At 62.2% G+C, this 12,986-nt stretch carries 11 protein-coding genes; 2 read left to right on the top strand and 9 right to left on the bottom strand.

The features are described 5' to 3' along the window. Window positions 1-106 precede the first annotated feature (106 nt). Genes GH665_RS26090 through GH665_RS26080 form a run of 3 tightly spaced genes read right to left on the bottom strand, consistent with a single transcriptional unit; the run spans window position 107 to window position 2,751 of the window. On the bottom strand, window positions 107-1,072 hold the full coding sequence (locus GH665_RS26090) for a nucleoside hydrolase (RefSeq protein WP_153140155.1): 966 nt from the start codon (window positions 1,070-1,072) through the stop codon (window positions 107-109). Next, a complete protein-coding gene (locus tag GH665_RS26085) occupies window positions 1,069-1,458 on the bottom strand; it encodes a cytidine deaminase (protein WP_153140154.1) in 390 nt (129 codons plus the stop codon). The genes GH665_RS26090 and GH665_RS26085 overlap by 4 nt, the downstream gene beginning before the upstream one ends. Window positions 1,459-1,473: 15 nt before the next feature. Next, window positions 1,474-2,751 (bottom strand): NupC/NupG family nucleoside CNT transporter, encoded by a 1,278-nt coding sequence (locus GH665_RS26080; RefSeq protein ID WP_153140153.1) that lies wholly within the window; start codon window positions 2,749-2,751, stop codon window positions 1,474-1,476. 276 nt (window positions 2,752-3,027) lie between these two features. Here GH665_RS26080 and gltS point away from each other — a divergent pair, with 276 nt between their 5' ends. Then, window positions 3,028-4,278 carry a sodium/glutamate symporter gene (gltS, locus tag GH665_RS26075; RefSeq protein WP_153140152.1) on the top strand — a complete coding sequence of 417 codons (1,251 nt, stop codon included), beginning with the start codon at window positions 3,028-3,030 and terminating at the stop codon, window positions 4,276-4,278. Between the two features lie 8 nt (window positions 4,279-4,286). Here the strand turns inward: gltS and GH665_RS26070 are convergent, their stop codons facing one another. The 6 genes from GH665_RS26070 to GH665_RS26045 all read right to left on the bottom strand — a co-directional run bounded on the left by GH665_RS26070 (window position 4,287) and on the right by GH665_RS26045 (window position 10,688). After that, window positions 4,287-5,471, bottom strand: coding sequence for a thiolase family protein (locus tag GH665_RS26070; protein ID WP_153140151.1), 1,185 nt, complete (start codon window positions 5,469-5,471; stop codon window positions 4,287-4,289). A gap of 75 nt (window positions 5,472-5,546) precedes the next feature. Continuing rightward, a complete protein-coding gene (locus tag GH665_RS26065; protein WP_153140150.1) occupies window positions 5,547-6,986 on the bottom strand; it encodes an efflux transporter outer membrane subunit in 1,440 nt (479 codons plus the stop codon). A gap of 10 nt (window positions 6,987-6,996) precedes the next feature. After that, window positions 6,997-8,568: a DHA2 family efflux MFS transporter permease subunit gene (locus GH665_RS26060; RefSeq protein WP_153140149.1), complete on the bottom strand. Its 1,572-nt coding sequence runs from the start codon at window positions 8,566-8,568 to the stop codon at window positions 6,997-6,999. A 7-nt stretch (window positions 8,569-8,575) separates the two neighbouring features. Further along, on the bottom strand, window positions 8,576-9,676 hold the full coding sequence (locus GH665_RS26055) for an HlyD family secretion protein (RefSeq protein WP_174771759.1): 1,101 nt from the start codon (window positions 9,674-9,676) through the stop codon (window positions 8,576-8,578). A gap of 86 nt (window positions 9,677-9,762) precedes the next feature. Beyond that, on the bottom strand, window positions 9,763-10,185 hold the full coding sequence (locus tag GH665_RS26050) for a MarR family winged helix-turn-helix transcriptional regulator (RefSeq protein WP_153140148.1): 423 nt from the start codon (window positions 10,183-10,185) through the stop codon (window positions 9,763-9,765). Between the two features lie 80 nt (window positions 10,186-10,265). Continuing rightward, window positions 10,266-10,688, bottom strand: coding sequence for a MarR family winged helix-turn-helix transcriptional regulator (locus GH665_RS26045; RefSeq protein ID WP_153140147.1), 423 nt, complete (start codon window positions 10,686-10,688; stop codon window positions 10,266-10,268). Between the two features lie 662 nt (window positions 10,689-11,350). Here GH665_RS26045 and GH665_RS26040 point away from each other — a divergent pair. Further along, window positions 11,351-12,967 carry a DUF2957 domain-containing protein gene (locus GH665_RS26040; RefSeq protein WP_153140146.1) on the top strand — a complete coding sequence of 539 codons (1,617 nt, stop codon included), beginning with the start codon at window positions 11,351-11,353 and terminating at the stop codon, window positions 12,965-12,967. Window positions 12,968-12,986 lie beyond the last annotated feature (19 nt).

Here is a 12,986-nt window from a genome sequence, read left to right as displayed (position 1 = left end):
AAAGATTGACGATGCGCATCAGCCAGCGTGGCGGACCGGTTTGCTGCAACGCACTGTGCGTTACGTCAGATCAATCGGCGCGCCGCCAGATCGTTCCCGGATTGTTCTACAGCGTGCCGCAGACGGTGCCCTCGTAAAGCGCGAGCATGCCGGGCACATCCACGTCGAGACAAACCACGGCCTCGGGCCGGCTGTCCCAGTCCGGCGCGGGCACCGGCATCGTAGAAGGTTTCTGGATGCTTTGGCCCACCGCGATACCGTCCGTCAGCACCCGTACCGGCCCACTACGAACCGTATAGAGATGCGGCGCCAGCACATAGGCGACCGCGGACGAATCGTGTACGTAAATACCCTTGAGTTGCGCGCTTTGCTCATGAAAGGCCTGGTAGTGCCGCGACACGTCCCATACGAACTGCCCTGCTGCACCGCCGCGATCGCGCAGCGACGCCAGATAGTCTTCGCTCATGATGGTGCGCTGGGTGACGTCGAGGCCCACGATCACAACCGGCCACGGCGCGCCGAACACGATATCGGCCGCATCGGGATCGCCAAGGAGGTTCGCTTCGGCGGCGGGCGTTACGTTGCCGAGCACGCCATCTGTGCCGAACGCGCCGCCCATGATAACCACCTGCTTGACGAGCGAAGCGATCCGCGGATCGTCGGTCAGCGCCAATGCCAGGTTTGTCAGCGGTCCTACGGCAATCAAGGTGACTTCGCCGGGATGCGCGCGCACGGTGTCGATAATGAAGCGGTGTGCAAGGCGCGCGTCGAGCGGGGCTTCAAGACCGGCTTCGATTGCGATGTTGCCCAGGCCGTTGTCGCCGTGAATCCACGCGAGCGGCTCGGGTGCGGCGCGCCTGAGCGGTGCGGCGGCGCCCTGCGCTACCGGCACGCCCGGCGCGAACCGCCCGGCGAGAAAACGCGCATTACGCGTGGTGGTCTCGATCGTGGCGTTGCCGAATACGCTCGTGAGTCCCAGCAGCTCAATGTCCGGATGCAGCGCCTGAAAAACCAGCGCCATCGCATCGTCCACACCGGGATCGGTGTCGTAGATAACCTTGTGCTGGCTCATAGATAGAACGCATCCGGCAATTGTTCACGGGCGGTGGTGTCGCGCGTCGCGCCATGCAGATTACCGAGCCGGATCGGCAATTCGGGGCCGCCCAGTTCGATGATCACCTGGCGGCACGCGCCGCACGGTGCGATCGGGCCATTCGTATCGCCGATCACGGCGAGTGCGGCGAACTGGTCGCGCTGATAGCCCGCGGCAATCGCACTGAAAAACGCCGTACGTTCAGCGCAATTACACAGCCCATACGAAGCGTTCTCGACGTTGCAGCCGTCGAACACAGTGCCGTCTCTCGTCAGCAGCGCGGCGCCGACCTTGAACTTCGAATAAGGCGCGTAGGCCTTTTCTCGCGCTGCACCCGCGCGTTCCAGCAGTTGTTCCATGTTCATGCAACGATCCTCGATTCAATTCAGCGTCAGGAATATGCCCGCAATCGTGGCGCTCATCAGGTTCGAGAGCGTCGCGGCGAGCACCACACGCAAGCCATAGCGCGCGACTTCGGCGCGGCGTTCCGGCGCGACGGCGCTAAACCCACCCGTCAGCACCGCGATCGACGCAAAGTTTGCGAAGCCGCACAGCGCAAACGACAGAATAGCAAGGGTACGCGGATCGAGTGCCTGGAGGCCGGCCGCGCTTACGCTCGCGGCGTCTTTCAGATACGGCGACAGCGATGCGTAAGCCACGAACTCGTTCAGAATGATCTTCTGGCCAAGGAAATTGCCGGCGATGCTGGCTTCGCTCCATGGCACGCCGATCAGATACGCAAGCGGCGCGAACACCGTGCCGAGCACCGACTGCATCGACAGTTGCGGATGACCGAACCAGCCGCCAATGCCGCCGACAATACCGTTTAGCAACGCGATCAGGCCGACGAACGCAATCAGCATTGCGCCGACCATCACCGCGATTTTGAGGCCCACGGTCGCGCCGGAACTCGCGGCTTCGATCACATTCGCGGGACGTTTTTCGTCAAAGCTGAGGTTCTCGAGATGCACGCGGCTCGGTTCGGTGCTCGGATGAATGATCTTGGCAAACAGCAAGCCGCCGGGTACCGCCATGAACGACGCGGCCAACAGATAATCCACCCGCACACCGAGGCCCGCGTAGCCCGCCAGCACCGATCCGGCAATCGCCGCCATGCCGCTCGACATCACCGCGAACAGTTCGGCACCGGTCATGTCGCGCGTGAACGGCTTGACCACGGCAGGCATTTCGCTCTGCCCCAGGAAGATCGTGGTCACAGCCGAGAACGATTCGAGCTTCGATACGCCGAGCAGCTTCTGGAATATCGTACCGAGCACGATCACGATCCAGCGCATCACGCCGATGTAGTACAGCACCGAAATGAGCGCGGTAACGAAGATGATGGCCGGCAGCACCCGCACCGCGAACACAAAGCCGCCGTCGCCGAAGATCTGGAACATCTTCGATTGCACGAGGCCGCCAAACAGGAACTCGATGCCCGCGTTGCCATAGTCGAGCACGTGATTGACGCCCGACGCAGCGGCCGAGAGAACCGTCTTGCCCACCGGCACGAAGAGAATGAAAGCGCCGATACCGATCTGCGCCAGCAGCGCCGGGATGACAGTCCGCAAGCGTATGGCGCGCCGGTTGGTCGAAAAGATGAAAGCGATAAGCAACAGTACGGCAATCCCAAGGACGTTTCGTGCGATCAGTGTCATGTCTCTTGATGTTCTCGTGAAAGTGGCAGTGATGCTAAACGAAACCGGTGCCGGAAAAAACTCTAAACGTTGCCCCACCCGCACCCCGACTGGTTCACGGTCCGCAACGCCATTCGTCGAGGCAGTCATTGTTGGATCGACGCCGTTCAGGTACGCTCACGCCACAGGCGCCTCCCGCTCCGGTCCTTGCCTTGCATTGCCGCAGCTTTGGCGCTCCGCGCGCCGTTAAACGCCTCATCACGCTGTGGCTATCTTTCTTACTCAACGAGGTCGCCTATGAACGTCGGCATCTATGGAACGCTCGTCACGGCTTCACTGGTCTTGTTGCTGGGCAACAGGCTGGTCGGATGGATCCCCCTGCTGCGCAGCTATACGATTCCCGAACCCGTTGCCGGCGGCCTTCTGGTGGCAATCGTCCTGCTGATCCTGCGCACCGCGAGCCACATTGAAGTGCGCTTCGATACCGCCATGCAAGCACCGCTGATGCTTGCCTTCTTCGCGACCATCGGCCTCAACGCCAACCTCGCCAGCCTCAAATCCGGCGGTCCGCTGCTGATGCGTTTTCTCGGCCTCGTGATCGGCCTGCTGGTTCTGCAAAATGCAGTGGGCATCGCCCTCACTTATGTATTGGGCATTGATCCGTTGTACGGTTTGCTGGTCGGCTCGATCACGTTGTCCGGCGGCCACGGCACCGGTGCGGCATGGAGCAAGGTATTCGCCGAACACCATGGGCTCCAGTCCGCCACGGAGGCCGCGATCGCCTGCGCGACGTTCGGCCTCGTGATGGGCGGCATTCTCGGCGGCCCGGTGGCGCGTATTCTGATGCGGCAGGTCGCCGGGAAGAACTCCGCGCGCACCGCAAGCCATTCCGGGGAGCATGCCAGCGAGCACGCGGACAACCTCGTTGCGAGCCACGCCGAAGCGCCGCTCGCCTTCGAAGAGCCGAAGGCGGAACAAGCCACCACCCCCGCCGCCTTCATCGAAACGCTGGCGCTGATCGCGATCAGTCTCGCGGCCGGCGACGCGCTCTCACAACTCCTGGCCGGCACGGCGATCGAACTGCCCACTTTTGTCTGCGTGCTGTTCGTCGGCGTGGTGCTCAGCAATGCACTCGGGCTTGCGGGCAAACCCGTTCTCGATCACGCCGTCGCGCTGCTCGGCAACGTGAGCCTTGCGCTGTTCCTCGCCATGGCGCTAATGACGCTCAAGCTCTGGGACCTCGCCTCGCTGGCGCTGCCAGTCGTTACGATTCTGGTCGCGCAGACCGTTTTGATGGCGCTCTACGCGATCTTCGTCACGTTCCGCGTGATGGGCCGCAACTACGATGCCGTTGTGCTCGCCTCGGGTCACTGCGGTTTCGGACTCGGCGCCACACCCACCGCCATTGCGAATATGCAGGCCGTCACGGCCCGTTTCGGCCATTCGCATCTCGCCTTTCTGGTGGTGCCGATGGTGGGCGCCTTCTTTATCGACATTGCCAATGCAATCGTCATCAAGGGATTTCTAGCCCTACCGATCTTTCATTAGCCGGTCTCTCAGAGCACTTCCAGGGCCAGCGCAATCCCCTGGCCGCCGCCGATGCACAACGTAACGATGCCTCGCTTCAAGCCGTCGCGGCGCATCGAATGCAGCAGTCGTGTCGTCAATACCGCACCGGTCGCGCCGATTGGATGGCCGTGCGCGATCGCACCGCCTTGCACGTTGATCAGATCGTCCGCAATGCCGAGTCTGCGCGCCACCGCGATCGGCACGGCAGCGAAGGCTTCATTGATCTCGAAGCGTTCGACATCGTCGAGTTCCCAACCTGCGCGCGCCAGCGCCATTTGCACGGCGGGCACCGGACCGAGGCCGAACATGCCCGGCTCGACGGCCGCAACGCCATATGCCACCAGCCGCGCGAATGGCTCGATGCCGCGCGCCTCGGCGAACTCGCGCTCAGCGACCAGCATGGCTGCCGCTCCGCTGTTCAATCCCGGCGCGTTGCCCGCGGTAATCGTGCCGTCCGGACGAAATGCCGGGCGCAATCTGGCGAGCGTTTCGATCGTGGTATCCGGGCGCGGCTGCTCGTCGCTCGCAAAATGCTGCGGACCTTTGCGCCCCGGAATTTCCACCGCGACCAGTTCAGCGTTGAAATCGCCGCGCGCCTGCGCCTCGGCAAAGCGCTGTTGAGAACGCGCGGCCCAACGGTCCTGCATTTCGCGCGTGAGGTCGAACTGGGCGACGAGATCTTCGGTATGCCAGCCGGAGTGCTCGCCAGAGAATGCGTCGTTCAGGCCGTCGCGCAGCAGGCTGTCATGGACTTGTGCGTTACCCATCCGATAGCCCCAGCGGCTGCCGTCGAGCAGATACGGCGCGCGGTCCATGTTTTCCATACCGCCGGCCACGCTTGCATCGCCCAGGCCAAGCCAGACTTCCTGGGCCGCGGACGCAATTGCCTGCGCGCCCGACCCGCACACACGATTGACCGTCAACGCAGGCACGGCGACCGGCACGCCGCCGCCGATCGACGCCTGACGCGCCGGATTCATCCTGTTGCCGGCCTGAATCACGTTGCCCATCACCACCGAGGCCAACGCGGCCGGATCGAGACCGCTGCGCCGCAGCGTCTCACGCACCGCCACCGCGCCCAGTTCGGTTGCGGGCACTTCTTTCAGCGATCCGCCGAACGCGCCAATCGGCGTTCTCACCGGATTGCAGATCACCACTTCCCGTGTACTCATGATTCATCTCCAGTTGGACTACCTAATTCACCCATTCCACCCATTTCAGCCATTCCACCGCCACGTCCGCGCGCATTAATTTGACGATGCCGCCGTGACCGTTTCAGGAACATCCCAGCCCCCGCCTAGCGAGCGGTACAGCGCGACGGCCGCGAGCGCATGTTCGCGTTTGGCCTGATTCAACGACTCCGCATCGCGCAGATACGCCTCCTGCGCGGCAAGCACATCGAGGAAATCCGTCGCGCCGCCCTTGTAGAGTTCGCTCGACAAACGCAGCGCGTGGTTCGATGCGTCAAGCGCGCCGCCCAGGCGTTGCACCTGCACCGCGCCGCTCACCAGGTCGCTGCGGTTGTCCTCGATCTCCTTGAGCGCCTGCAACATGGTTTGCTGCAAGCCGAGTTGCGACTCGCGCATCCGGCTCTCGCTCGCGTCGATATTCGCGGTGATACGGCCAGCATTGAAGATCGGACTCGTCGCGTTCAATGCGGCGCTGAAGAGGTTATCGGTCAGCGTCGGCAAGCCGAGATAGGACGAGGCCAACAGGCCGTCGGCGAGATTGAGCTTGAACTGCGGATAGCGCTGCGCTTTAGACACACCCACTTCCGCCGCGCGCTGTTCAACCGTGGCGTAGGCATTGCGCACGTCGGGCCGCTGCAACAGCGCCTCGGAAGGCAGCGTCTGCGGTACGCTTTGCGCGGGCACCGGAATGTCGCGCGCCTGATGCGGATCGGCCAGCATCAAACCGTCGACGCTCTCCGGCGTGCGTCCCGAGTACACCGCGATCAGACTCAGTTGATGCTGCACGGTCGACTGCACGCGCGGAATCTGCGCCTGCAGATCCTGTAGCTGATTCTGCGCACGCGCGACGTCGAGTTGCGTCGAGAGTCCATAACGCAAACGCTGCTGCGTAAGTTTCAACGCGCGAGCGCGAATCTGTTCGTTGTCGCTGAGAATCTGCAATTGCGCTTGCGCCCAGCGCAGATCGATATACGCCCCCGCTGTATTCGCCGCGAGTGCCAGACGCAGTCGATTCAAGGCCGCCTGCCGCCCCGATACTTGCGCCTGTGCCGCAAGAACGGCAAGGCGTTCGCCACCAAACACGTCCGGCGTCCAGCTCGCCGTCACGCCGACGCCGGCCTGACGCACATAGCCGAGCGGTGGCGGCGTATTCTGCCGGGAGTCCGCTGCGCTCGCGCTCGCATCCAGTTCGGGCAGCAACGCGGCGCGATTTTGCGTCGCGATATCCTGCGCCTGCTTGACGCGTTCCACTGCGGCTTGCACATCGAGATTACCCGTCAGCACCGACTCCACCAGTTGATGCATGACAGGGTCGCCGAATTGCGTCCACCACGTGTCGGCATTGATGCTGCCTTGAGGCGCATCGACATTCCACGCAGCCGGCGCGACGGTCTGAACCGACTGCTTCAGGTCCGCATGCGTTTCCGGTTGCACCGCGCACGCCGCGAGTGTCAGCAACGCCGCGCTCGCGAGTACTTTGAGAACAAATGGTTTCATGCTGGATTCCTCAATGAGCGTCGGGCGGTGGCGCGGTGTTGCCGAATGGGCGCGAGAACAGCACGCTTAGCAAACCGACGACAAAACAGAGCGACAACGCAAAAAACGTGTCGGAGAACGTGAGCACGAGCGCTTCGCGCATTAACAGCGCATGCAACTGCCCGAGGCCCGCATTAGCCGCATTCAGCGCATCGCCGCCAACTTGCGCAAAGTGCGCGCTTTGCCGCTGCAAAATCGACTCGACCACCGGACGGCCCGCGCTCAGATGTTCGTCAAGCCGCTCGTAGTGGAGATTCAAGCGATCGTTGAGCATCGTGCTGCTCACTGCAATGCCGATCGCACCGCCCAGATTGCGCATCAGATTGAACAGCCCGCTAGCGGAACGAAGCCTCGACATCGGCAACGAACCGAGCGCCATCGTGACGATGGGTGGAATGCAGAACTGCTGGCCGATGCCACGCAACGCCTGCGGGATCAGCAACTCCTGCCAGCCCCATTGACTGGTCAGCGGCACATACAGATAACAGCCGACGCCGAACAGCACGAGGCCGAACACCAGCAGGATCCGCATGTCGACAAAGCGCGCGACCACCGAATAGGCAAGCATCGCGACCAGTTGAAAACAGCCGACCGACAGCAACGCCACGCCGATCTGCAACGAATCGAACCCACGCACGCGCGACAAGAACACGGGCGTAAGGAACACCGCGCAGAAGATCCCGATCCCGGTGATGAACGACAGCAGACTGCCAATGCCGAAGTTGCGGATCGCCAACGCGCGTAAATCGACGATCGGCTCTTTCGCGGTGAACGCATGCACGATGAACAGGAACCCGCTGATCGCCGCGATCCATGTGCACGTCACAATCACATCGTCACCGAACCAGTTCTTGCGTGGCCCTTCTTCCAGCACGTATTCAAGGCAACCGAGAAAACCGGACATCAGAAGAATGCCGAGGTAGTCGCCCTTCTTCAGCAACGACAGATCGACATTGTCGAAGTGCACGTACTTCGGCACCATCAGCGTGACGACCGCGCCCGGCACCAGGTTCAGATAGAACAACCAGTGCCATGACCATTGCGAGGTGATCCAGCCGCCGATCACCGGGCCGACGGTCGGTGCGAGTGTGGCGAGCGCGCTGATGGTGGTGGACGCAATCAGGCGCTGCTTGCCGGGGAACAGCACGAACGCCGTGGTGAACACCGTCGGGATCATCGCGGCACCGAGCGCGCCCTGCAAACCGCGGAACAGGATCATCGAGTTGATGTCCCACGCGAGACCGCACAACATGCTGGTAACCGTGAAGCCAAGCGCGGAAAACGCGAACACCCAACGCGTCGAGAATACGCGGGTGAGCCAGCCGGACATCGGAATCACCAGAATTTCAGCGATCAGGTACGAGGTCTGCACCCACGAGAGTTCGTCCTGGCTCGCGGACAAACCGCCGCCGATATCCTTGAGCGACGACGCAACGATCTGAATATCGAGCGTCGCCATGAAAAACCCGACGCACATCAACGTGAACGCAAGGACTTTGGTTCGTGTCGGCAGGTCGGCGGGATTGGCGAGAACTTGAGTCATGACGGGTTCATCCACGCGCCGGCGTGTTGCCGGCGTCGACATGCACCTTCACCGTCGCCGAAAGTCCGGGCCGCAGCACGCCTTGCATGTCCTTCGGCACATCGAGACGCACGCGCACCGGCACGCGCTGCACGATCTTCGTAAAGTTGCCGGTGGCGTTCTCCGCCGGCAGCACGCTAAAAGTCGCGCCGGTCGCGGGCGCAAGACTCTCCACCACGCCGTGAATCCGCTGGCTCGATGCATCGAGATCGACATCCACGCCGTCGCCGACATGCATCTTCTTCAACTGGTCTTCCTTGAAGTTGGCGTCGACCCACAGTCCGCTCGACGGCACCACGGTCAGCAGCGATACACCCGTGTTCGCCAGCAGGCCGACGCGCGCGGTGCGATTGCCGACGTAACCGTCGATCGGCGAGCGGATCGTGGTGTACTCCACATTCAATGCCGCAACCCGTTGCGCCGCCTGCGCGGTGGCGATGCGCGCCTGAGCGTCGCCGATCTGCGCGTCGAGTACAGCGATCTGCCGTTGCGCTGCGATCAGCGCCGCGCTGCTGCGGTCGACCGCGGCATGCGCCTTGGACAGATCGGCGTCCGCGCGCTCCACGACCTGGTTCGATACGGCGTCGTCTTTCACGAGTTCGCGATAGCGCAACTGATCGGCGGCGCTGCGCGTCAACTCGGCGCCGGATGCGCGAACCTCGGCGGCCTGCTCGTTGATGGTGGCAAGCTGCAAGGATTTCTTCGCCTGCAATTCGGTAACGGCCGCCTGCGCGCTCTCCACTTCCGCACTGGCCTGCGCGAGGCGAGCGTCGTAATCGCGCGCATCGAGCCGGATCAACACCTGATTCGCGTGGACAAACTGGTTGTCGCGCACCAGCACATCCGTCACGAAGCCGTTCACTTTCGGCGACATCACAGTCACATCGCCACCGACGTAGGCATCGTCCGTCGTTTCGACAAAACGGCCGACGAAGAACCAGTACGACGCGGCCAGCGCGAGCACGGCAAGCACTGCGATGATCGCGAGCAGCATCCATGGAATGCGCCGTGCCGGTTTGGCGGCGTTGGCCGCGCTGGGCGGCGCAATTGTCGAAGGGGTAGTGGACATGATGTTCGTATGTGTGTATGCACTCGTTACGTTGAGAAAACAGCACGTGAGACCGCGCCGCCCGTGAGTCGCCGTACTTGCGACCGTTAGATTGAATCCCATGTGATGGCGAATAATTCGCCCCGTAAAGCTGCCGCGCGCCTTTCGCCGAACCGGTGCTCGAATTCAGCCTGGGCCGCATGCCAATGTTCACGCCCTGCCCTAAGACGCTGCTCGCCTGCGGCAGTAAGCGCAATCGTCAGCGCCCGCGCGTCGGCACCGAGTGCTTCGCTCGACACCAGACCGTTGCGGCGCAGCGGCTGGATCGTGCGGACCAGCGTGGTGCGCTCCATGCGCATGGCTTCGGCCATCTGTTTCATCGTCATGGGGCCGGTGCGTTTGAGCCGCCCCAGCAGCGAAAACTGTGTGATGGTCAATCCGACATTCGCCAGGTGCCGATCGTATATCTGCGACACATAGCGTGCGGCCTGGCGGATCGCAAAACAGTCGTCGTCGAAGAGCCCATCCATCGTTGCATGCCCCTTTCGTGAGTGCGTATGCACACAATCAGGTAGACCAAAGCTCGTTGAAACGAGCCGATCCATTCCGTCTATCCGGTAATACTGAAGAGTTCGGCGCGCAGCGCTTTTGCGCGCGCGTGGCCAAACTTCTCCTCGAACTCGTCCTGCGCGGCACGCCATGCAATGGCGGCCTGATCGAAGGTCGCTTCGCCCTGCTTCGTGAGACTGAACAGAAACGTGCGGCCGTCATACTCCGCGGCTTCGGCGACCACCAGCCCGTCGCGCTGCAACGGCTTCATCGCGCGAACCAGCGTAGTGCGCTCCATCACCATGGCGTCGGCAAGATCCAGCATCGTCAGGGTCGGCGTGCGTGCAAGTCTCGCGAGAATCGTGAACTGCGCTGCCGTCAGCCCGACCTGCCCGAGATGGCGCTCATAAATCTGGGTGACGTGCCGGGCCGCCTGGCGCAGCGCGAAACAGTTGCATTCGTCGTAAGAGAGAGGACGGTTCATGGTGGGCAGTCTAGATGTGCATACGCACAGAGTCAAGTTTGCTTGCGTTGAACACTGTGTTGCGGAATCTGCTCAACGCGCATCTCCGAAGCGAACGTTCATACATACGTCTGTTTGAAATCCCGATGCAAGGCCCATGGCACGGCGATAAAATCCACGGATCGAGTTTGGATTACTACCACTATATACAAGTCCGCAGCAGCGGCTTAATGTTCACCCGCAAACATTAAATCTAATAACAGGCCAAGGAGACATTAATGTCATCCATAACGACTCCGGCGAGATTCGCAATCCGGATTGCATACGCCGTACCGATTATCTGCATTAATGCCATTTCCGCTACGGCTGATCCAGCTTGCCTGACCTGACAAAACGGCTGCCCGCCGCGGCCGCTGGCGCAGGCATGCGTCGGAAATGGTTTGCGAGCCTGTTTAAACGTATTTGAATCGACCCATGGCGGCGATCACGCTGAAGGCGTCCGATATTGGGCGGGGATGACTGTATCCGCTTGCATTACTCGTCTGGCGAGGTAAAGCGCGAGCCGATACGCGGCTTCAGCCATTCAGACGGCAAGCAGAGTCCCGGCTAATCGAGCCGCCTGATCGGGGTCATTTCAGCAGGCAAATTAATAACGAACGACGATTCATGAGGAGACAAACAAAATGGCATTCAAACAGCGCGGCGGTTCATCCGTCGCGACACGCGTCGCCACGCTCGTGCTGCCTGTGGTGCTCGCCGCCTGCGGCGGCGGCAAAGCCGACGACCCGGCAGCCGTAGCCGTACCGCAATGCTCGGGCAGTTCCTGCCCGCCGCAAGGTCAGCCGGCCGGCACCCCGGTTGTCGGCGCCAAGCTGTGCCCCGACACGCTCGACTATTCGACGACCTATACCGGCGGCTCAGGCAGCGGCGAATACATCAAAATGAAATTCGATTCGACGAAGAAGCAATACCAGATGACCTTCATCGAATCGGCCGTGCCGACTTCGGCGGGCCAGGTCAACAACACGCGGGCCGGCATGACGATCACCGGCGACTACGACAACCCGAGCGGCGCATTTGCGCTGCCGACCGCCGAACAGAACCGCTGCGCGATCATGCTGAAGAACGGCAAGACTGCGGACGGCAGCTACAGCGTCACGATCAATCCGCAGGACCCGCCGATGCTGTTCGTCGGCCAGGGGATCATCGGCGGCGGGATTCCAGGAGCGACGATTCAGTTCGACGGACTCGAACCCTTCCCCGGATTTCTGATTGGTGCCGTGCCCTCGCGCACGTTCGACTCGTATCCGTTCCTCGGCTTCAGCGAAACCGTCACCGACTTCACGCAGGTGGCCGGCGCATATAACGAACTGGGATTCCGCGTGAACCCGGAAGGCAGCTTCGCGCAGAGCGCCGACGGCGAATCGATGACCGGCTGGTCGCCGACCGCGATTCAGGCCAGCGAGACACTCAACGCGGACGGTTCCTGTACAGCCGATTCGTCGCTTTACTCGTGCGCGATGACCGGCACGCCGTGGACGCTGCGCACCAATGCCGATGGCACGCCGGACAACGTGTTCGTCAGCGCGAGTTCGCCGCTGTCCCTGAGTTATCCCGCCGTCGGCGTGGGCGTGCTGCAACTGCTCTTCTCGCAGAGCCAGGCGCACGGCATCATGATCGTCGGCAAGGTGAACAACCAGCTCGTGCCGGTCGTGATTCGCGTCGGCTATGCCCATACCGATGCGAACCCGCTCAATATCACAAACAACGCGCTCGACGATCAGCTCGGCATCTCGCTGCTGGCGCCCGCCACGAAGATTGCCCAGACGGCGTTGAGCGGCGGATACATCGGCGCCAACAGCGCTTCGGCATGCGGCGTGGTGACCAGCATCGGCCAAGGTTCCACTGCGATCTACTTCAACGGGCAGTTGGTCTATGTGGCCGTGGGCACGTGCGGCGACGGCAGCGCCTCGTTCAATGCCGGCGTGAACTACGGCGCCACGTTGTTCCAGAGTCCGTCGGCCGCGTTGCTGAATCCGTTCACCTCGGCGTTGTCGAGCAACTTCTCGCTCGACTTCACCCAGACCCAGCCGGGCCTCGTCAAGGTGACCGCGAACAAGGACCTGATGTCCGGTGGCGCGGCTATCTACAAGGCGGGGGACACCGGTGTGATGGTGAGAGTGGGCCCGGTGTACGGTCTGCTGATGAACGGGGTCAATCAGCCCAGCTTGACCTACGATCCGGCGAACTATGCCGGCAAGGTGAATCCGTTTCTTTCGATTGGGGCGTTTGTGCAGTAGGTACGCGCTGTTGAAACGG

Source organism: Paraburkholderia agricolaris, assembly GCF_009455635.1.
In the GTDB taxonomy this organism is placed as follows: domain Bacteria; phylum Pseudomonadota; class Gammaproteobacteria; order Burkholderiales; family Burkholderiaceae; genus Paraburkholderia; species Paraburkholderia agricolaris.
Note: the sequence above shows the minus strand (reverse complement) of the source record. Positions and strands in the feature narration are given on the sequence as shown.

Bases quoted from the DNA above. Each gene is read 5' to 3' on its own strand.
- GH665_RS26090 (WP_153140155.1), bottom strand. From the start codon at position 1,072: ATGAGCCAGCACAAGGTTATCTACGACACCGATCCCGGTGTGGACGAT.
- GH665_RS26085 (WP_153140154.1), bottom strand. From the start codon at position 1,458: ATGAACATGGAACAACTGCTGGAACGCGCGGGTGCAGCGCGAGAAAAG.
- GH665_RS26080 (WP_153140153.1), bottom strand. From the start codon at position 2,751: ATGACACTGATCGCACGAAACGTCCTTGGGATTGCCGTACTGTTGCTT.
- gltS (WP_153140152.1), top strand. From the start codon at position 3,028: ATGAACGTCGGCATCTATGGAACGCTCGTCACGGCTTCACTGGTCTTG.
- GH665_RS26070 (WP_153140151.1), bottom strand. From the start codon at position 5,471: ATGAGTACACGGGAAGTGGTGATCTGCAATCCGGTGAGAACGCCGATT.
- GH665_RS26065 (WP_153140150.1), bottom strand. From the start codon at position 6,986: ATGAAACCATTTGTTCTCAAAGTACTCGCGAGCGCGGCGTTGCTGACA.
- GH665_RS26060 (WP_153140149.1), bottom strand. From the start codon at position 8,568: ATGACTCAAGTTCTCGCCAATCCCGCCGACCTGCCGACACGAACCAAA.
- GH665_RS26055 (WP_174771759.1), bottom strand. From the start codon at position 9,676: ATGTCCACTACCCCTTCGACAATTGCGCCGCCCAGCGCGGCCAACGCC.
- GH665_RS26050 (WP_153140148.1), bottom strand. From the start codon at position 10,185: ATGGATGGGCTCTTCGACGACGACTGTTTTGCGATCCGCCAGGCCGCA.
- GH665_RS26045 (WP_153140147.1), bottom strand. From the start codon at position 10,688: ATGAACCGTCCTCTCTCTTACGACGAATGCAACTGTTTCGCGCTGCGC.
- GH665_RS26040 (WP_153140146.1), top strand. From the start codon at position 11,351: ATGGCATTCAAACAGCGCGGCGGTTCATCCGTCGCGACACGCGTCGCC.